The following is a 21,423-nucleotide window of genomic DNA, read 5'->3' as shown; positions in this document are numbered from 1 at the left end:
AGTCGTGTGCGGTCGTTATTGCGGGGTGCCGGTGTGCTTCTGTGGCGTACGTCACTGGCCCGACTGGCCTTGCGCGGCTGAGCCCCGGCTGCCAAAGCATAACCGCCAAACAAGCGGGTGGTCAGGCGTCGTTCGTGAGCGAGCGGGAGCATACCAATTGGGTCCGGCATCCGGCGCTTGTGGAAGCGATTTACCGCAGAAGAGGCTGTATGTCTTTTCCCTTCTCCCCCCGGGAGAAGGTGCCCGGAGGGCGGATGAGGGAATGGCAATAGCTCGCCATCCAAGTCTGCTACAAACGGATACCTCATTCCCTCATCCGCCCCTGCGCGCCACCTTCTCCCCCCGGGAGAAGGGAAAAATCCTTTGCCTTCGACGGTGCCAACAAAAAAGGATCCAACACCACATGCTTGATCCGCTGCCGCTTCCACGTGTAGCTGATGTGTACCAATCCATCGCGTGTCTGGATGACCGCCGGATAGGAGAACTCGTCCTCGGGACTGTTCTCCAACGTCAGTACACGCTGCCAATGCACGCCGTCATTCGACAGCGCCACCGCCAACACGCTGCGGCCGTCCCACCATTCCTTGCCACTCGTTGCTGGGTTGTAGACCAGTAACGCGCGGCCGTCGCGCAGCATCACCGCGTCTGTGCCGGCGTTTGGGTTTTCGATATCCAGCAACGTCATCGGTTCCCAGGTGGTGCCGTCGTCGCGGGAGAAGACGCTGAACACGCGATTCTGTTTGCTGCGCCCGAGCGCCTGCAGGCGGCCGTCCCGATGGCGCAGCAGGCTGGGTTGGATCGCACCGATCTGCGCGGGATCGTTGAGCGCGGCACTGCGCCGCCAATGCAGGCCGTTGTCGTCGCTGGTTTCGATGTGCACGCGCCAACCGCCGGCTTCATCTTCGCTGCTGCTCGGGGCAAGGATGCGGCCGTTGGGCAGTTGCAGCGGCTTGTTCTTTATCGGTCCGAGGATGCCGTCCGGCAGGCGTCTGGTCGCCGACCAGTGCGTGCCATCGTCGTCGGATACGGTGAGCATTCCCCACCATTGCCGAGGATTCGGTCCGGCTTTGTAGTACAGCTGCAACGGGCCTTGTTCGGGCTGGAACAGCACCGGATTCCATGCCGGCTGCGGTGGATCGCCGTCCTGCGCGCCATCGGCGACGCGCTGCGGTGGTTGCCAGCCTCCGGTGTCACGACGGGCGAGCCAGATGCCCACATCCGCCGCGCCTTCGTGTTCGCCGCCGAACCACGCGGCGAGCAGAGTGCCGTCGCGGGTTTCGACCAAGGTGGAGGCATGGCTTTGCGGCGTTGGCGGATGCGCGGCGATGAATTCTTCCAGCACGATGGGTGATGGTGGAGACGCGCGCGGGGTGGCGCAAGACGCGAGCATCATGCAGATGGGAAATAGAAGGGCGGAGAGGAGGAATGGCGGCGACGGGGAATGGGTAAAGTCTCCGGCTTTTACCTCCCCCTTGACCAGCCATTCGGCTGTTGAAGAGCGCAAAAAGTGGGCGAAAACGAGAAGTCTTTTCCGATCTCCTCCCACCTCACTGCTTCCTGCCCGTATTGAACAGCTGGAACTCGCGGATGTGCACCGGATCGGAGCTGGACAGGATGTTCAGGCGTACGCGCGAGGTGGTGACGGAGGCGAAATGATCGATCTTCATTCGCCCGATGGCTTGCGCCTGCGCCAGCCGCACCCAGCGGCCGCCCTGCCACGCTTCCACCGCGTATTTCTGCACGCGCTGGCCGGCGTTGATCCACTCCATGCTCATGGCACTGTCGAAGGTCACCGGCTGCTTGAAGTTCAACTCCAGCGTTGCGTGGTGCGAACCGTCTGGCGCGCTCCAGAACGTGTCGCGGTCGCCATCGACCGCGGCGGCGATGTTGCCCGCACTTTTTAAGTTGCCCGGGACCAAGTTCTTCGCCGGTCCATACAGCGCTTGGATTGCTTCGCCCAGTTCGCGCAGCCGTTGCACGTCGGCATCCGGTAGCAGACCACGGGTATCCGGCGCGATGCCCAGCACCAACTGCCCGCCCAGGCCCACGCTCTTCTCCCAGATCTCCACCAACTCATCCAGACTCTTGAGGGTCTTGTCGCTGTTGGGATGCCAGAACCATTGGAAGTGATGCATTGGCGTATCCACCTCCACCGGCCGCCAGCGCAGATAGCCGTGGCGATCGATCACGTTCCAGTTTTCGCCTTCGATAAAACCGCTTTCGTTACCGACCCAGCGGATGTCGCCGTACTCGAACAGCGCGGTATCGGCGAACACCATCGCATTCGGTTGGTAGGTGCGCAGTTCCTCGATGTACTTGTCGAAGTCGTAGACATGGCCGGCGCTGCCGGCACCATCCAGCCACCACTCGGTGATCGGTCCGTAGTTGAGCGCCAGTTCCACCAGCTGCGCCGCATAGAACTTGTCGTACGCCTTGGAGTCCGCGTATTTCGGTTCGTGCCGGTCCCAGGGCGACAGATAGATGCCGAAGCCCATGCCTTCCTTGCGAACCGCCTCGCTGGTCATCTTCACCAGGTCGCCCTTGCCATCCAGCCAGGGACTCTTCTTGACCGAATACTCGCTCTGCCCGGTCGGCCATAACGCGAAGCCATCATGGTGTTTGGCGACCAGGATCAGGTAGTTGGCGCCGGCGGCCTTGGCGGCGCGCGCCCATTGCGTGGGGTCGACTTGGCTTGGATTGAACACCGACGGTTTGGCGGTGCCGTCGCCCCATTCCTGGTCCAGCCAAGTGTTGGGATTGAAGTGGACGATCACGCCAAATTCCAGCTCCTGCCACGCCACCTGTTGTGGCGATGGCCGCACATCGGAGAAGTTCTGCGCCGCGGCCAGTGGCAGGGCCAGGAGGTACAAGGCGAGCGCGGTTAGCCGGCGAAATGGGAAGGAACGGTTCATCGGGGGATTACCTCATTGATGACGGAGCGGCCACGGGCCGCAAATAATCGAACTCAACAATCTATCGTCATCCCGGCGCAAGCCGGGACCCAGTGTCTTACGTTCCAGATGGGCGGAAAGTCGCTAGGTCCCGGCTTGCGCCGGGATGACGAGCTGTGATGATTTGGCAGCCCGCGCTGGGGTTCGAAGGTTCGATGCGGCCCTCAATCATTTCCAGGCTTGCTCCATATCGGATCTGTCATACCGTGCACACTGGCGTCATCGACGCTGTCCAAATCGAACACCACGACCTGGTTGTCGCCTGTCCGCTGCCAGGGTGTTGGGAAGTACAGCGCGCGCGGTGGACCGATTTTCCAGTGGCGGCCCAGGTTACGGCCATTGACCCAGGCAAAGCCTTTGCCGAACGCGCTCATGTCGAGCCAAGTGTCAGCCGGCGTGGCGATGCGCAAAGCACCACGGTGAAATGCCGGGCCTTCCACTTTGTTCCTGGTCCAGCCTCGCAGCGTGTCGGGCGATTGCATCGGCAGCGGGAACACCCGCCAGCCCAGTAATCGTTCGCCATCCAGCAGCACGGGATCGACCAAGCCTGCACGGCCATCGACCATGCGCGTGCCGTAGTTGATGCGTCCGCTGTTCTCCACCAGTACGTCGATGGTGTGTTCTCCCGCCGGTACGTCCAGCGCCACCGATACTTGCTTCAATCGCCGCTCAACGCTGCCGGCTGGCTTGCGGTCGAGATAGACACGCGCGTAGTCGCGCACGTCGCCCAAGTACAACTCGCCTTTGCGCGGGCCGGTCACCGTGGTGCGGTAAAGAATGTAGCCGTAATCCTGGCCATAGGCTTCCATGGGCAGCGGCGTTTCGCTGGCGATTGGCGCGGGCAGGTTGTCCCATAGGGAAGCTGATTCGCGCAGCGCGACCTGTGGCAATGTGGCGAAGCGCAGCGATGCCGGCAGCGGCGGCGGCTGTACGCCGGTGGCGCGTGCGATGGCTTCGCGGAACAGCGCGAATTTCGCCGTCGGCCGCCCGGCCTCGTCCAGCACCGCGTCGTAGTCGTAGCTGGTGGTCTGCGGTGCGTAGTGGTCGCTGGGATTGTTCTGGAAGTTGGCGCCATTCATGAAGCCGAAGCTGGTGCCGCCGATGAACATATACAGGTTCACCGAATGACCCTGCCGCAGCATCCATTCCAGTTCTTCTGCCTGCTGTTTCGCGTTGGTATTGGCGTGCGGCTTGCCCCAATGGTCGAACCATCCCGCCCAGTACTCGCCGACCATGCGCGGCTTGCCCGGCTGGAACTTCTCCAGTTTTTCGAAGGCGCTCCTGGCTTCGCCTGGGGCGAAGTTCACCACCGCTAAAGTGCCGGGCAGCGTGCCGTTAGCGAGCATGTCGGCGCCATCGGAGGTGAACAGCAGCGCCTTGTCGAAGCCGGCCTGCACGAACAAATCGCGATTGGCTTGCATATAAGCGCGATCATTGTCGAAGGAGCCGTACTCGTTTTCGACCTGCACTGCGATGATCGGACCGCCATTACCATTGAGCAGCGGACGCACCTGCTCGGCGACGGCTTTCAAATACGCACCGCTGGCGGCGAGAAAGCGCGGGTCACGGCTGCGCACGCGCATGCCAGGCTCAGCGAACAACCAGGCCGGATAGCCACCCGCTTCCCATTCGGCGCAGACGTAGGGGCCCGGACGCAGGATCACGTTCAAGCCCTGCGCGGCGGCTTCGCGGATGAAGGCGGCGACATCGTTGTTCCCCTGGAAATCGAACTCGCCGCGGCGCGGCTCCACCAGGTTCCAGAAGACGTAGGTCTCCACCGTGTTCAGACCCAGCGCACGCGCCTTCTGCAGCCGGTCTTTCCAATACTCGCGCGGTATGCGTTGGAAATGAATCGCGCCGGAGACGATTTGGTACGGCTTGCCGTCGCGGGTGAAGTCGGTGGCTTGGGTGGAGAACACGGGCCAGGCGTCTGCAGCGGTGCCCGTGGCCGGTGCCGTCAGAGCGAGCGCCATGGCGAGTGAAATGAGGATGTTGCGCATAGAAATCTCTACGATGTTGTGCATAAGTGATGGACTACTTGACGGCTTATGTTGCCTTCTCCCCCTGGGAGAAGGTGGCGCGCAGCGACGGATGAGGGCACGGCGTGTCCGCTTGTAGTGAGTTCGGCTCGCTTGTCATTGCCATTCCCTCATCCGCCCTTCGGGCACCTTCTCCCGGAGGGAGAAGGGGAAGCACGGTATGACGGTTCCAAATTCCCACCTCCCGGCCTTCAAACAAACGACGGCGGCAAATCATCAGGCGCAGATCCAAACTCCCGATTCGGCTCCGGTCCCATCACGAATTCCAACGTGCCACCCGCGGCAAGGTCGGCGTGCCGCAGCCAACTGCGCGTATACGGCTTGCCATTCCACCGCACGCTTTGCACATACATGTTTTGCGCGCTGTTGCGGCGGGTGACGATACGCAGGACGCGGCCGCCGCCGACATCCAGTTCGGCGCGGCGGAATAACGGACTACCGATCACGTAGTTGGCGCTGACCGGATCCACCGGGTAGAAGCCCAGCGCGCTGAGCACGTACCACGCGCTCATCTGCCCGCAATCCTCGTTGCCGGAAAGACCGTCGCGCTCGTCGCGGTATTGCTCGCGCAGCAACCGGCGCACCATCGCTTGAGTCTTCCACGGTTGACCGGCGTACGCATAAAGATAGGCAACGTGATGGCTGGGCTCGTTGCCATGTGCGTACTGGCCGACCATGCCATCGATATCCGGCGGCGCACCGGCCGGCAGCTCGGAACTTGTAGTGAACAGTTCATCCAGCTTGCTCACGAAGCCGTCGCGGCCGCCATGCAGTTCCATGTAGCCGTACAGATCGTGTTGATTGAGGAAGGTGGCCTGCCAGGCGTTTGATTCGGTGAAGTCGTGCCAACGCTTCATATGGCCGAGTGCGCGCGGGTCGAAAGGCTTAGCCCAACTGCCGTCTTCCAGTTTTGGCTGGATGAAGCCGCTGTCCTTGTTGAACAGGTTGCGGTAGTTGCGCGAGCGGGCCACGAGTGCGCGATAGTCGTCTTCGGCGCCGGCCGCACGCGCCAAGTGCGCGCCCGCCCAATCGTCGTAGGCGTATTCCAGGGTACGGCTGGCCGCTTCACTGACCTTGTCGCTGGGGACGTAGCCGAGCTTGCGGTAGTACGGCAGGCCATGGAAGTCGTCTTCCATCGCGCGCTTGCGGAACAACGGCCAAGCGGCGGCGTAGTCGATGCCGTCGAAGCCTTTGGCGTGCGCCTCGGCCAGCGCCACTACCGAGTGGTAGCCGATCATGGTGCCGGTCTCCACGCCCTGCAGTGGCCAGATACCGACGCCGTCGGGGCATTCCGCCGCGCCGCGCACCAGGCCCTGCATCAGATCAGGCACGCGTTCGGGCTGCACCAAGGTAAGCAACGGATGCAGTGCGCGATAGGTATCCCATAGCGAGTAAGTGCTGTAGTTGTGGTAGCCCTCGGGCGCCGTGTGCACTTGCAGGTCCATGCCGCGATAGCGGCCGTCCGTGTCGCTGAATAGTGTCGGTGCCAGCAGCGAGTGGTACAGACCGGTATAGAAGATGCGCCTTTGTGCGTCATCGTCGGTTTCGATACGCACGCGCGCCAGTTCCTTCTCCCATGCGGCGACCGCATCGGCGTGCACGCGCGCGAAATCGAAATCCGTCAGATCGGCGTCGAGATTCGCCAGCGCGTTCTCTGCACTCACCGCGGAGATTCCGACCTTGACCAGCAACGGCGCATCGCCCGCATCCGGGAAGTGCAGCGCCGCCTTCAGCTGGGTGCCGCCGGCTTGGCGCGCTTCTTTGGTCAGCGGCTTCTCATCGCTATACAACTGCGCCCGAGCGAACGGCCGCGACAGCCGCATTGCGAAGAAGATGTAGCGCCCCTTTGCCCATTGATGGACGCGGCGGCCGCCGGTGATGGTACGTTCGTCGACGACATGCAGCTGCACGTCGGTGGCGCGCGTCGGCGTGGATGCGTTGTCCTGGAAGCCGTGGCACAGATCCAGCAGCAGGTGTCCGGGCTTGCCCTTGGGAAAATGATAGCGGTGCAGGCCGGCGCGCGCGGTGGCGGTGAGTTCGGCATGGATGCCGGTGTCTTTCAGGCGCACCCGGTAATAGCCGGGTGATGCGGACTCATCGGCGCGGTCGAAGCGCGAGCGGTAACCGGTCTCCGGCGCATTCAACGGGCCAGGTTGCAGCCTGACCTCGCCAGTGCGCGGCATGACCAGGAAGTCGAGCATGTCGCCAATGCCGGTGCCGGACAGATGCGTATGCGTGAAGCCCATGATCGAGCCGTCCGACTCGTGGTAGCCGCTGCACGCATCCCAGACCGCGTTGTAGGTGTCCGGGCTGAGCTGCACCATGCCGAACGGCAGCGTGGCGCCGGGAAACGTATGGCCGTGACCACCGGTGCCGATGAACACATCGACATGGCGAGTCAGGTCGGCCTTGGCGCGCGCGTCGGCCGGCATCGCATAGCCGCCGGCACGCGCGAGCGCGAGACCGGACAGCCCACTGCCGCCAAACAGCGCGAGAGCGATGGCGCTTTGCAGGAATCCGCGTCGGGTTGTCATTGGATGTCTCCGTGGTGCATTGAGTACGTGTTTTGGTTCTTGTAGAGCGGAGCTTGCTCCGCTGCTCTTCGCGGGAATGCCCCAGCGGAGCAAGCTCCGCTCTACAAAACCCGACGGCGTGTTAACCGCGAAGTAGGTGCGGCTTGCGCTGCACCAGATCCACAATCAATTCGCCAAACTGGGTGTTCGCCCAGGCGAACCAATCACGGGTGAACTTCGTCGGATCGTCTTTATCGAAGGCTTCGTGCATGAAGCCGGTGTTGGAATGAGTGGTCTTGAGCCAATGCAGGCACTGGCGGATCTGTGCATCGTCGTCGCTGGCGAGTGCGTACTGGACGATCGCCATCGGCCAGATCGTGCCCATGCCGCTGTGCGGACTGCCGACGCCATGCGCGGCGCGCCCACGGTAGAAATAGGGATTGCGCTCGCTCCAGGCCAGTTGGCGAGTGCGCTGGAACATCGGGTCGTCGCGGTCGCAGCAGCCCAGGTAGGCCAAACTCAGCAGGCCGGGTGCGTTGGCATCATCAATGAACAATTGGTTGCCATATCCGTCCACTTCATAAGCCCAGAACGGCCGACCATCGGCGTCGCGCATCACGCCATGCTGGCGCGTTGCCTTTTCCACTTCATCAGCGAGAGCGCGGCAGTCTGAAGCGAAGTCGTTGTCCTGATGAATTACCTCGCTCATCGTCGCCAGCTGCCGCAGCACCGTCACCGCGAACAGGTTGGCTGGCACGAATAGCGGATACAGACAGGCGTCGTCCGACGGCCGGAACATCGAATGGATCATGCCGTTGGGCCGGGTCGGCTGGCCGTAGCCTCCCAACACCAAAGTTTCGGTAGCGAACGGCGAAGGCCGCTGGAATTTGTATGGGCCACGATCGTGCAGGCGTTGCTGTTCGCGGAAAGTGCGCACCACGACGCGCATCGCTTCGCGCCAGTTGTCATCGAAAGGCGCGGCATCGCCGGTGGCGCGCCAGTATTCGTGCGCCAAACGGATCGGGTAGCACAACGAATCGACTTCCCACTTGCGCTCCCCCACGCCGGGCTTCATCTCGGTGATGTCGTTGACCGACCACTCCAGGCGCTGGGTCACGCCATCGGGAAGGAACGCGTTGGCATAAGGGTCCAGCTGGATGCAGAACGACTGGCGCCGGATCAGTCCATGCAGCATCCGCCGCAGCGCCGGGTCCTGTTTCGCCAGCGGGAGGTAGGGATGCACCTGCGCCGAAGAGTCGCGCAGCCACATCGCGTCGATATCGCCGGTGACGATAAAGGTGTCCGGCTTGCCGTCGCGTGTGCCGGTCTGCACGGTGGTATCGAGCGTGTTGGGGTAGCAATTCTCGAACAGCCACGCCAGCTCGGGATCGCTGATCTGTGTCTTGATCTGCGCTAGTTGGCGTTCCACTGCGGCGCTGACGAAGCGGCGTTCGCCCTTCGGTGGACGCTTGCTGGGGAAAGCGCCCTTTTTCGCAGCCGACGCAGTGGCGAGGACGGGCAATGCACCAGGAAGCATACCGGCGCCTGCGCTGGCGCCAAGAAGTTGAAGGATGTCGCGACGGGTGGGCATATCGGAAAATCTCCTGTTGCCGCGCTCCCTGTAGAGCCGAGCTTGCTCGGCTGCTTTTTGCCGGGAAAGCTCCAGCCGAGCAAGCTCGGCTCTACAAGGGCACGCGATAGAGCCTAGTTACTTGGGAAGCGGCATCCGGCCTTCGATCGAGAATGCTGCTTCGCCGCCCGGTGCGCCGGTGCCGGGCTGACCACCGCCGACGAAGACGCGGTACTCACCGGCTTCGACCGCGCGTTGACCTGCGCGATCCACGTCGCTGAGCTTGCGTGCATCCAGCTCGAATTCCACCTCGCGAGACTCGCCAGGTTGCAGCGTCACGCGCTTGAAGCCCACCAGATTGCGGATAGGCGACTGTGGTCGTTGCGGGTACTCGAGGTAGACCTGTACCACTTCGTCGCCAGCACGCTCACCGTTGTTTCGCACTCGCGCGCTTACACGCAATGGTTCACCCGCTTTCAATACCTGCGTCGACAGCTGAGGCGCGTCATAGGCGAAGTGGGTGTAGCTCAGGCCATGCCCGAACGGATACAGCGGCGTACCGGTGAAATACCGATACGTGCGCCCCTTCATTTCATAGCTCACGTAGGCCGGCAGATCCTTCGTCGAACGGTAGAAAGTCACCGGCAGGCGACCGCCAGGATTGAAATCACCGGCCAGTGCCTGTGCGATGGCGGTACCGCCCGATTGGCCGGGATACCACGCGGCAAGGATCGCGTCGGCGTGTTTCTGTGCCCAGTTCAGCGCCACTGCGCTGCCACTCATCAACACCGCGATCAGCGGCTTGCCGCCGGCCTTGGCGCGTTCGAGCAGGGCCTGCTGCATCGGTGGAAGACCGATCGCATTGCGGTCGCCGCCGTCGAAACCGAGCACGTCCACCTTCAGTTCCTCGCCCTCGACATCCGGCGACAGACCAACGAAAGCCACCACGGCGTCGGCCTGTGCGACAGTGCGCTCGGCCTCGGCCAGTTGCGCGTCCGCCGGTGCCAACCATTCGAGCCGCAGTCCTTGATCCTGACCCTGGTGTTCGATCTCCAAGCGGATGCGCCGCGGCCGCGCATCGTCGAAATGCAGTTGCGCTTCGACGTTGCGACCGTCGGCGTTGTGCACGCCGGCGGCAACGTGCTTGTCTTCCGCGTTGCCAGCGATCACCAGTTCGTCATCCACATACAGGCGCACGGGGTCGTGGCCGGTGCAGTCGAAGCAGCGTGCCACGCGCACGGCCAACGTGTAGTCGCCGGGACCGGGCGGCAGCAGTTCGCCGGTCCAGCGCACCGAGTAGCGATCCTTGTCCACGCCGGGAGACGGCGCCACCTGGTCCCAGTTGAAACTGACCACGCGATCCTGACGCACCACGCGTGGCTTACCGGCCAAGTCGGGATTGTCGAAGTATTCGCCCTTCAAACCGACTTTTCCGTCACTGCGCAGCGCGGTTTCCGGGATCATCACCGGCACCCCGGAGGACAGCGGCGCACCTTGCGCATAGCTCACGCGTTGATGGCCGAAGCGCTTCCGCAGACCGAGCAAGGGCGTTACCGGATCGACCGACGTACCTTGGTAGTTGGCTTCCAGTGCGCCGAGCGCATCGGCGTTGGGGCCGATCACCGCCAACCGCGTGCCTGGTTTCAGCGGCAACGTCGCGTCCTGGTTCTTAAGCAGCACCAGCGATTGCAGCGCAGCGTCGAGCGCCAGCTTGCGGTGGGCGGGCGTGACGATGTCATCCGCGTCTAACTTCGCGTACGGATCTTGTCGCGGCCGCTCCAGTTCACCCAGCCGGTAGCGCGCGGCGAACAGGCGTACCAGCGACTGGTCCAATAGTGCTTCATCGACTTCGCCGCGATCGATCGCCTGGCCTAACGCGCGGTACGTGGTGCCGCAATTCAAGTCGTGTCCGGCTTTCAATGCCGCGGCGGCTGAGCCGGCATCGTCGGCGCGGTAGTAGTGGAACTGGGTCATGTTGTAGAGCGCATCGCAGTCGGAGACCACGAAGCCTTTGAAACCCCAATCTTTGCGCAAGCGACCGTTGAGCAGCCAGTCCGCGGCGCACACGGGTGTGCCTTGCAGGGAGTTGTAGGCGCACATCACCGCGCCTGCTTCGCCTTCGACCAGCGCTGCGCGGAACGCAGGCAGATACGTGGCTTCCAAGTCGCGCGGGGAAACGTCGACATCGAAGCCGTGGCGGCCCGGCTCAGGACCGCTGTGCACGGCCAGATGCTTGGGCGTTGCGATCGTGCGCGGGTGTTGCGGATCGTCGCCCTGCAGGCCACGAATGAAGCCGACCGCCAGTTGCCCGGTGAGGTAGGGATCCTCGCCGTAGGTTTCCATGCCGCGGCCCCAGCGTGGGTCGCGAAAGATGTTGATGTTCGGCGACCAGATGGTCAGGCCTTCGTAACGCTTGTGATGGCTGCCCGGACCACCCGCCATGTTGAACTTGGCGCGCGCTTCGGTGGAGGTCGCAGTACCGACTTGTTCAAGCAGATCGGTATTCCAGGTCGCCGCCAACCCGATGGCTTGCGGGAATACCGTGGCGTGGCCGCTGCGGGCAACGCCGTGCAGACCTTCGTTCCACCATTCGTAAGCCGGCACGCGCAAACGCGGAATCGCCGGAGCGGCGTTCATGGTCTGCGCGATTTTCTCATCGCGCGTCATCTTGGCTATCAAGGCGGCAGCGCGGGTCTCGGCTTCATCCGCGTGGACGGGCGTGGATGCCATAGTCAGCGCGGCAACCCACACCGTCATCCCCGCGCAGGCGGGGACCCAGTGCCTTTTGCTCTTCCCGCGCGCAAAGTCGCTGGGTCCCGGCCTGCGCGGGGATGACGACTGGATCATTATTTTGCCTCCTCAGGTTCAGCAGGCGCACCGGAAAGTGTGGAAGCCAGATCCCGCACTTCCAGCGCAGCACGCAGTTGTTCCAACGTCACCTCGCCGCTCACACGCACGGTCAGCGGTTCGCCTGGCAGCAGGTCGAAGGCATTGTCCGTGACACTCGCGTCCAGATCGCCAAACGACAGCCAGACATCGCGTGCCAGTGTGTCGCTGGACAACGTCAGCGCAAAGCCGTCGCCGTCGACGTTCCATTCACTGCTCACTTGCGGCGGGGGCAGTGAAAGTTCTTTGGCGACGTCGAAGAACACCAGCTGGCGCGACAGCACTCGCTCGCCATCGAGCAGTTCGAACACTGCAAAAGTCCGCTTCGGATCGGCGCGGCGGAGCAGTTGCGCATCGGTGAACTCGCCCACGCGTGTGCTGCTTAGCGACGGCAACCTGGTGGTCTTCTCACGGCGGCTCAGTTCCTTTCCACTGAAATCCAGCACGCGCAGCCGCCAACGTGCGGCGAGCGGGGCGGTGCGGTCGGAGACCAGTGACAGCGTGGTCTTGCCATCCTTGCGCAGCGCGGCGGCAAGCTCCGGTGCGTAGAAGCGGCGAGCGTGATAGTTCAGTGCTTTCCAGCGCCCGTAGTAGTCCACGCTGGACCACGATGCACCCGGCCACACGTCATTGAGTTGCCAATACAGCGAACCCATCGCCTGCGGGCGCGATGCGCGCAGGTACGAGGCGGCCAGGCCAATGCCCTCGGCCTGCATCAGCTGGCTCAGGTAGACGAAGCTTTCGAAATCCTTGGGTTCGCCAAACTCGCGGCGAATGTAGAGAAGCAGGCGTTTGTTGCCGTTGCCTTTGTCGTACTTCTGGTGCGCGCGCATCACCGGCGATTCCGGGTCCATGTCCTGCGGGCCGGCGAATGACCGGATGGTGCGCATGTCGGGAAAGGATTGCAGGCCGTACTCGGACAGGAAGCGGGTGTTGACCTCCATAAACGCTTCGACTGGCTTGGCGTCGCCGCCCCAGACCTGCCAGTAGTGCATGTCGCCGTCGTTGCTCAGGTCCGCGCCACCATCGAAATTGGTGCCAGGCGATGTTGCCCAGTACGGCACGTCCGGATCATGCACGACGACCACTTCTTGGAACACGGTGCCGAACAGCGTGACCATGCCGCGCTCAATGCGGGCGCGTTCTTCGGGATCGATCGACTGCTTGAACTTGACCCGATCGCCCCAGTGGTCCCAACCGGTCTGTACCTCGTTGTTGCCGCACCACATCACGATGCTGGGATGATCGCGCAGGCGCTTGACCTGTTCGATCGCCTCCCGCCGTGTGTTTTCGCGGAAGTCGACGTCGTACGGCGGAATCGCGCCGCCAAACATGAAGTCCTGCCAGATCATGACGCCCAGTTCGTCGGCGAGTTCGTAGAAGCGGTCGTCCTGGTAGTGGCCGCCGCCCCACATGCGCAACATGTTCATGTTGGCGTCGCGCGCATCGAGCAGCGTGCGGCGCATGCGTGCTTCGTCGACGCGATGGGGAAAGCTGTCCAGTGGAATCAGGTTGGCGCCCTTGGCAAAGATCGGAATGCCGTTGACCACGAGCTCCATGCTCTTGCCCCACTTGTCCTTTTCGCGGTGCAATTCGACGGTGCGCAGACCGGTCGTGCGCTGGATGGTGTGCGAGTCGCCAGCGGCGTCGCGCAGCGTTGCGGTGAACGTGTAGCGATCCTGGGCGCCATAGCCGAACGGGAACCAACGCTTGGGATCAGCGATCCGCAGCGGCAGGTCGATGCGGTTGCTGCCGGGGTCGACCACCGCATCGCGTTCGATTTGCGCCACCGTGGCGCCGTCCGGGCCGCGCACTTCCAGCGCGATCTGCACCGGTCCGCTGACGCCGGCGTCCAGTTCGATCTGCGCCTCGAGTTGTGCCGACTGTGCATCCACCCGTTGCTGTGCGATGTGCAGGCTTTCCACGCGCACCGTGTCCCAGGCCTCCAGACGCACGTTCTTCCAGATGCCGGCGGTAACGATGCGCGGACCCCAGTCCCAACCAAAGTGGTACGGCGCCTTGCGAACGTAGGTGGTAACCAGCCGACCATCCGGCTCGTCGCCGAACGCCGAGTCGTACCCGCCCGGCAGCGCATACGGTTGTTTCGCCAGCCACGGCTGCAGCTTCTTGATTGGCGAGCGAAAGGTCACTTCGAGCAGGTTTTCGCCACGCTTGAGCAGCGGTTTGGCATCAGTACGCCAGCGCCGGAACATGTTGTCGGCGTTCAACAACGGCTTGCCATTGAGGCGGACCTCGGCATAGGTGTCCAGACCATCGAACACCAGTTCGACATGCTCGCGCGCCAAGGTCGCCGCATCGACCTTGAAACGGCCGCGGTATTGCCAATCCGTCAGGCCGACCCATTGGATCGCACCTTCGTTGTTGCTGACGAACGGATCGGGCACCACGCCGGCGGTAATCAGATCGGTCTGTACCGTGCCCGGCACTCGCGCCGGCAGCCACGTTGCTGCTTTTGGATGTTCCGTCGCCTGCGTTTGTCCCGGTAGCAACCGTATCTGCCAACCTTCATCGAGATTCCGCGTGGTGGGCGGCGCGGCCCAGGCCGGGGTTGCCAAGGCCAGGCACAGCAGTGCGGCCAGATGCGGAATACGACAGAAACGGGAACGATGGCGTAGCGGGAACATGCGGGCTCCTAATTAGCGCCGGGCGGGTGGTGATTGTGCGGTGGCCTCGATCAGCTGGACTGCTCCAATCGCGTACAGCGGGCCTTTGATGGGTGCGGTGAAGCGCAGGCACAGATCGTGGACGCCTTTTTGCGGCGGCAGCGGTACTTCCAGATCGAACTGTTCGCCCAAGGTATCGCCGGCCGGTAGCGGCACTTTGGCCAGCGTCTCGCCCTTGCAACCGAGCAACACTTCAAGCTCGCCCTGGGGCGTAGTCGACGGATACTGATGCACCTTCGACTGATCGTGCGCGAGTCCGTAGTTGCGTGCCAGTCGCGCGGCATCGACGCGAATGCTCGCAATACCGTCCAGTCGCGCCTGGGGATAGGTCCAGCACGCGTAGAACAGGTCGACGTTGTAGACCGGTGTGTCCATGCCCGGCATGTCCGGCAGCAGCGGCACGCGCAGGCCCAGCGGACCGCCGTCATGGCAGTTGCGCATACCCTGGGTGTCGACGCTCAGCAGCGCTTGGCGGTCGAACTCTCGACTGCGTGTCGCTGCCAGCGGTCGTCCGTCCTCGGTGAATACGGAAGCTTTGACGGTGACCGGTAGTGTCACGGGGAACGGCGCGCTGTATGACGAGGATTTCAGCGTCGGTTCGCTGCCGTCGATGGTGTAGCGAAACTGACCAAAACCGGTCTGATTGCCCAGTGCGATCTTGGCCGGGCCGCCGCTCAACACGGTGTTGGGACCACCGTCGATTTTTATGTCGGCGGCGAAAGCACCATCGCTGTAGCCGATCCCCAGCGCACGGTAACGCTGCAGTTGCGCCGGCAGGCGCGCGAGGAAGCTCTTCCAATCGCGTGCCGCCATCGGTGACCAGGCCACTTCGGCTACCGCCGCCAAGCGCGGGAACAACGCATGATCGACGTGGCGGGCCGACGGAATGTATTCGCTCCATAGTGCGCCCTGCGCGCCAAGCACGTGCTTGGCTTGGTCGGCGGTCAGCGCCGCGGGCACCGGATCCAACTCATACACGCGCGACATCGACAACATCGCCAAGCGGCCGTTGGGTTCATCACTACGGTCAGTCTGCAGATTGTCCAGATACATCCAGCCAGCCGGCGCGAGTACGACATCATGACCAAGCTTGGCGGCGGCAATGGCGCCTTCCACGCCGCGCCAGGACATCACCGAGGCGCTCTCCGGCAGGCCGCCTTCCAGAATCTCGTCCCAACCGATCAGGCGCCGGCCCTTGCCGGTCAGATACGCCGCGAGTTGTTCGTTGAACCAGCCCTGCATCGCGTGCGCGTCTTTCACGCCGAGCTGCCGCATCTGCGCGCGGACCGCAGGCGACGCTTCCCACTGGTCCTTGACTGCTTCGTCGCCACCGATGTGAATGTAGGGCGAAGGGAATAGTTCCAGCACTTCGTCCAGCACGCCTTCGATGAACTTCATGCTGCGTTCGTCGGTGTCGAACAGATAGGGATTGACGCCCCAATCCACGCCCACCTGCGGGCGTTCGCCGGTGACGCCGACTTCTTCCGGATACGCTGCCACGGCTGCCTGTGCATGGCCGGGCATGTCGATCTCGGGCAGGATGGTGATGTGACGCGCGGCGGCGTAGGCCACCAATTCGCGAATCTGGTCCTGCGTGTAGAAGCCGCCGTAGCGCTGCGGTGTACCGTGGCGGCCCGCGCCCGGTGGCGTGCGCCAGGCGCCTATCTCGGTGAGTTTCGGATAGCGCTTGATCTCGATGCGCCAGCCTTGGTCGTCGGTGAGATGCAGATGCAGCACGTTGAGCTTGTGCTGAGCCATCGCATCGATCACGTGCTTGACCGTGCCCACATCATGGAAGTGGCGAGCGACATCGAGCAACTGGCCACGCCAGCCAAAGCGCGGCCAGTCGTGGACGGTCACGGCCGGTATTTCGATATTGCCTGCTTTGGCGGCGTCGCCACCGAGGTCAGCGCTCGCCAGTTGCCAGGCGCTGATCGCGCCGTAGAACAGACCGGCGGCGTCGCGCGCGCGAATACGCATGCCCTGCGCATCGACGTCCAGCGCATAGCCTTCGGCCTGGGTCACCGGCGATTGTGGGTCCAGCTGCAGGCGGATGCTGGCTGGTGATGGAGCGGGTTCCTCGCGCACGCTCAGGTTCAAACCATGGGTGTCGTGCAGTAGCCGGACAAAATGATTCGCGGCGTCGCGCGCCGGGGCATCGTTCTGGGGGATGGATACGATTGTTTTGGCGGTGATCTGAAGGTGGCCTTCACCGCGTTTGGCTTCGACCGGCGCGGGAATCAGCGGCAACGTTTCGGCGTGCGTGGGCGCAGCCGCGGCTGCCGGTGTGGCGCGCTCCGTGCAGCCCGGCAGCAACATGCCGGCGGCCAGCAGCAGGGTGAATACGCGTACCAGTGTGCCGGTGCGTGCGGGATCAACGGGGGACATGATCATTCAATCGCCTTCTTCATCGTTCTTGTTGCGGCCGATGGTCTGGCAGCGGTATGCGCTGGCAGTCGCCTCATGGAGACGATGATCCTGCCGCGGCGGCGGAAAAGAGGGAAATGCGAGCGGGGCGGCCTCTGGCATACGAATCCAGTGCTGCAGCGTAACCGCGTTGTTGCATGGCAGCAGCAGACGCTGCGTAAGACGACTTCATGGGCAGCAATCCTCAAGCAGACGGAACTCCTCATGGAAAAGCGGCAAGAAGGTTTGTACCAGTATCTACAAAAAGAGCGGGCCATCGTAGAAGGAACGATGGCCCGCCCGAACCGCATCAGAACTTGAAGTTGAAGGCTACCTGGAAGTTGCGACCACTCTTGTACAGGCCAAGCGGGGTGCGCTTTTGGGTGTCGTACCAGTAGTAGGTTTCGTCAAGCAGGTTCGTTGCGCTGAACGTGACGCCGAACATTTCGTTGATGTCGTAGCCGGCGATCAGGTCCAACTGCTTGTACGTGTCGGTCATGACGGTGGCTTGCTCGCGCCCGATCTGGGTGAAGTACTCCGAGCGATAGCTGTAGTTCACGCGCACGCTGAACGGGCCTTTCTCGAAGTACGGCGTCAGCGTATAAGCGTTCTTCGAAACGTACGGCAAGAACAGATCGCTGCTGGTACTGGTGTCGGTATACGTGTAATTGGCGTTGATACCGAAACCATTGTCGAACGCGTGCTGGTAGATCAGCGCAACGCCGGTTGCCGTGGCATCGGAGACATTGACCGGACGACTGATGTTATAGACGCCGGACACACCGGAAATCGGATTCGTCAGCTGCTGCCGGGTGGTGGTGGTCACGACGTAGTTAGTGATGTCGCGACGGAACACTTCGGCGGCAAGCATGCTGCTTGGAGCGAAGTACCATTCGAACGCCAGATCATAGTTGGTCGCTTCGTAGGGTTTCAGGTCGACGTTGCCGCCACCACCAGTCAAGTCCGCGTCATTGAGGTCCAGCGTGCCTGCCAGTTGACCATAGCGGGGACGTGCGATCACCTTCGCGGCAGAGAAGCGTGCCACGGTGTCGTCGGTGAGCTCGTAGGCCACGTTGAAACTGGGCAGCGCCTTTTTGTAGTCGCGGTTGGCCAGTGCGCGATCGTAGCCGCCGGTGGAGCGGTTGACCCAGTAAAGCGACTTGTCCGACGTATCGACGTAACGCAAGCCGAGGTTGCCGCGCCATTTGCCCGCCTCGAAATTCGCCTGCGCGTAGAGAGCGGTGGTGATTTCCTTGACGCTGAACGAAGGACCGTAGTTGTAGTTGTAAGGACCGCGTGGCGTCAGCGTATTGAAGTAGGCGATCGCCTTGCCCAAATCGGCCGTCGTCCAATCCGTCAAGTCTCCGCTGGCTCCCAGGCCGTCGTAGAGACCGCCCGGTGACATGCCGCCGGCGATCTCAGTGAGATTGAGCGCATTGACCACATCCACCGCGTTACCGCGTGAAGATACGCTGTTGTCGTGATTGGTGTACTTGTAGCCCATCTGGATCTTGTTGAACGCACCCCATGCCACGTCACGCTCGGCGTCGAACTGGAAGTAGCGCTCCTTGTCGCGGCTGGTTTCGTAGTATTGGCCACCGTACTGCTGCCCTGGGGTCAGACCCCAGTTGGATGCATCGTTGTTGTCGTAGTTGACGATCGTGTGGTTGGCGTCGTATTCGAAGTCGAAGCCGCCGCTGAGCAGCAACGTCTTCATCAGGTACTCCGGATCCTTGCCGCCCTTGGCGGCCGTGGTTCCGCCCTGGGTAGTGAACACCCAGTTGTCGCCATAGTAGTCGTGGCGCAGGTTCAGGCTATGGGTCTCCACTTCGCTCTTGCGCAGGTTGAAATCGTGCTGCGCATAGGCGTCGCCATCGACATCGGCGGCAACCACGTAACCGTCCTCAATGGTGGCGCTGGTGATCTGGCTCAAACTGCAAGCCGGGCAGACATAGCGCGCTTGGCTGAAGTTGTCGTATTTGCCTTTGACGTAAATGCCAGTCAGATTGAACTCATTGCGCTCATTGGGTTTCCACTGCAGGGCTGTCTGCAGACCGTCGCGCTTGCGATCCTGCCGGAAATAGGAGCTGCTGATGCCAACCGGCAGCTTTGCCGCGGCGGGGTCGCCTTCACCGGTAATCGTGGCGGTCGCAGGCAACCCAGTGACGTAGCCCCAATATTCGATGCCGGCGCGCGCGATGCTTTGTTCGTCGCGGGTGGCCGAGATCAGGAAGCCGAGGTCTTCCGCATCATTCTTCCAGCTCCACAGCACCGAACCGCGTGGATTGCCTTCTTCCGAGCGGTCGTTGTAGGTATAGCCGAGTGAACCGCGGATGGTGTTTTTCGGCAGGTCCAGCGGCTTGCGGGTGTGCACGATCACGGTACCGCCGATCGAGCCTTCGTCGATGCGTGCTTCCGGGGTCTTGTAGACCTCCATCAAGCTGATGATCTCCGGCGAGAGCAGGGTGTAGTTGAACGTGCGGCCGCTGGTGTCGGTGGGGTTGCCGCCCCAGTCGCCGGAAGCGATGGTCTGGCCGTTGACCAGCACGCGGTTCAGTGCAGGATCGGTGCCGTTGATGCTGACCTTCTCGCCTTCGCCGAACTGACGGTCGACGGTGATGCCGGGCAGGTGCGACAGCGATTCGGCGGCGTTGGTGTCGGGGAACTTGCCAATGTCTTCCGCGCTGATGGCGTCGACGATGGAGTTGGCCGAGCGCTTGACCGCCTGGCTCTTTTCAAGGGAGACGCGATAACCGGTAACGGTGATGGCGTCCAGCTGCTGGACTTGCTCGTTGGTACTGGTGGCATCCTGCGCGTGAGCGTTGAACGTTATGCAGGCAACGATGGCTGCCGATAGTGCTGACTTACGGTACTTCATGCCACTCTCCCGATCGATACTGTTGGTTGCTGCGGTGGTTGTGTTGTTGCCGAGCTGTTGTTGCTCCTTAGATTTCCACCGGGCGCCGGATGCGCCCCCTCCGTGTCTGTGGTGTTGCGGTTGAAAGTCTTGTTTCGGATGTCGCTTAGTTCAGATACCAGTGCGCTGCGCCGACCACGCCCAGCTGCCCGTGTTCGACCAGACGCACGGGAATGCGCTCCAGCGCCGCGCGCATGGGCCCCTTGTTGAGGTAGCGCGAGACGAAGTCGCTGTTCAAAAGAAAGTCGCGGATCTGAGGCAGGACGCCGCCGGCCAGGCGAATGCCGCCTTGCACGCCGTAGGTCAGCGCCATATCGCCAACAACGCTGCCGAGAAAGCTGCAAAAGGTCTTCAGGGTTTCGCGCGCCAGCGCGTCACTGCCGGCTTGCGCTGCAGCGGTTATCTCGCTTGGCGTGGACCACACGGGTTCCGCGTCGCGCAGCACCGCTAGTGCGTTGTACAGATTGAGGATGCCGGGGCCGGACAGCACGTGTTCGATCGTCACGTGCTGATGCTCTTTCAACAGCTGCGCCACCAGCGCCAGTTCGAGTCCATTGTTGGCCGCCAGTGAAGCCTGGCCGGCCTCGGTTGCCAGCACGAAGGGGCGATCACCGCGGGGAATCCACACTGCCGCGCCAAGGCCGGTGCCCGGACCCAGCACCAGTACCGGACCGCGCACTGGGGCTTCGTCCGGTCCGGCAATGCGAGTGGTCTCCGCAGCGGGGAGAGCGGCCGCGGCATAAGCCACGGCTTCGAAGTCGTTGACCAGGCGGAGGTCGGCGAAGCCGAGGTGCTCGCGTGTCTCGCGGATCGACAGCGGCCAGGGCAGATTGGTGGTGATGACAGTGCCGTCGTCCAACTCGTAGCCGGCGCTGGCGACCACGCCATGGTCCACTTCTTTGGCGTCATGTGCGGCCAGGAAGTCGGCGATGAAGTCGACCAGCGACGGATGGTCGGTGCAGTCGTACTTCTGGAACGCCAGCACTTCGACGGACTGCCCAGCGGAACCGGCACGTACCAGCGCCAGGCGCGCGTGGGTGCCGCCGATATCAGCGGCAAGGAAAGGCGTGCCGTTCACCAGCGAACCTGTTGTGGCTGGACCCACCATTGCGAACAAACTCCTCCCATGTCCCGCATCCGCCATGACGCCCGAAAAGGCGCTTCTCACATAATTGGCCCGAGTTTGGATCGATCTAAACAACGTTGTCAATCACCTGTCATGGGTTCTTGCTAGGAAGCACCGGATAAGTAGCAACGTTCCCTGTTCAGATACATGAAAGCGCCAATTGGACTCAAATTTGTTGGTAGTTAGGTGAATTAGATCGTTCCAATCTCACATTTTGCGGTAGGGTAGACACCTCAGAACATCCGTTGAAGCCCCGCAAGCAAGCCCGCGGACGCCGCTGGAGGGAGAGTGGAAGCAGATGAAAGTGGGAAGCGATGACAACGTAGGTCAG

11 protein-coding genes are annotated in these 21,423 nt (G+C 62.6%); 1 reads left to right on the top strand and 10 read right to left on the bottom strand.

Annotation, left to right across the window (positions count from 1 at the left end; all coding sequences use genetic code 11):
* Window positions 1-304 precede the first annotated feature (304 nt).
* The 8 genes from AB6O04_RS12560 to AB6O04_RS12525 form a co-directional block, all read right to left on the bottom strand.
* Window positions 305-1,390, bottom strand: coding sequence for an exo-alpha-sialidase (locus AB6O04_RS12560; RefSeq protein ID WP_368564322.1), 1,086 nt, complete (start codon window positions 1,388-1,390; stop codon window positions 305-307).
* A 157-nt stretch (window positions 1,391-1,547) separates the two neighbouring features.
* Window positions 1,548-2,912, bottom strand: coding sequence for an alpha-L-fucosidase (locus AB6O04_RS12555; protein ID WP_368564321.1), 1,365 nt, complete (start codon window positions 2,910-2,912; stop codon window positions 1,548-1,550).
* 203 nt (window positions 2,913-3,115) lie between these two features.
* On the bottom strand, window positions 3,116-4,951 hold the full coding sequence (locus tag AB6O04_RS12550) for a beta-galactosidase family protein (protein WP_368564320.1): 1,836 nt from the start codon (window positions 4,949-4,951) through the stop codon (window positions 3,116-3,118).
* Window positions 4,952-5,181: 230 nt separating this feature from the next.
* Entirely contained in the window at window positions 5,182-7,524 is a 2,343-nt protein-coding gene (locus AB6O04_RS12545) for a GH92 family glycosyl hydrolase (protein ID WP_368564319.1), read from the bottom strand.
* A 121-nt stretch (window positions 7,525-7,645) separates the two neighbouring features.
* Window positions 7,646-9,094, bottom strand: a complete 1,449-nt coding sequence (locus tag AB6O04_RS12540; protein WP_368564318.1) for a glycoside hydrolase family 125 protein — start codon at window positions 9,092-9,094, stop codon at window positions 7,646-7,648.
* A 117-nt stretch (window positions 9,095-9,211) separates the two neighbouring features.
* Complete coding sequence (locus AB6O04_RS12535) at window positions 9,212-11,803, bottom strand: glycoside hydrolase family 3 C-terminal domain-containing protein (protein ID WP_368564317.1); 2,592 nt, start codon at window positions 11,801-11,803, stop codon at window positions 9,212-9,214.
* A 116-nt stretch (window positions 11,804-11,919) separates the two neighbouring features.
* Window positions 11,920-14,604 (bottom strand): glycoside hydrolase family 2 protein, encoded by a 2,685-nt coding sequence (locus AB6O04_RS12530; protein WP_368564316.1) that lies wholly within the window; start codon window positions 14,602-14,604, stop codon window positions 11,920-11,922.
* Between the two features lie 12 nt (window positions 14,605-14,616).
* The gene (locus AB6O04_RS12525) at window positions 14,617-17,031 is read right to left on the bottom strand and encodes a beta-N-acetylhexosaminidase (RefSeq protein WP_368564315.1); all 2,415 of its coding nucleotides are present in this window, start codon (window positions 17,029-17,031) and stop codon (window positions 14,617-14,619) included.
* Window positions 17,032-17,106: 75 nt separating this feature from the next.
* Between AB6O04_RS12525 and AB6O04_RS12520 the strand changes: the two genes are divergently transcribed.
* A complete protein-coding gene (locus AB6O04_RS12520; protein WP_368564314.1) occupies window positions 17,107-17,370 on the top strand; it encodes a hypothetical protein in 264 nt (87 codons plus the stop codon).
* Here AB6O04_RS12520 and AB6O04_RS12515 read toward each other — a convergent pair.
* A complete protein-coding gene (locus tag AB6O04_RS12515; protein WP_368564313.1) occupies window positions 17,360-19,927 on the bottom strand; it encodes a TonB-dependent receptor in 2,568 nt (855 codons plus the stop codon). The genes AB6O04_RS12520 and AB6O04_RS12515 overlap by 11 nt on opposite strands.
* Before the next feature lie 145 nt (window positions 19,928-20,072).
* Window positions 20,073-21,074, bottom strand: a complete 1,002-nt coding sequence (gene glk, locus AB6O04_RS12510) for a glucokinase (protein ID WP_368564312.1) — start codon at window positions 21,072-21,074, stop codon at window positions 20,073-20,075.
* Window positions 21,075-21,423 lie beyond the last annotated feature (349 nt).

It is taken from the genome of Pseudoxanthomonas sp. UTMC 1351 (assembly GCF_040948865.1).
Taxonomy (GTDB): Bacteria; Pseudomonadota; Gammaproteobacteria; order Xanthomonadales; family Xanthomonadaceae; genus Pseudoxanthomonas_A.
This window is presented reverse-complemented; position numbering and strand designations above follow the sequence as displayed.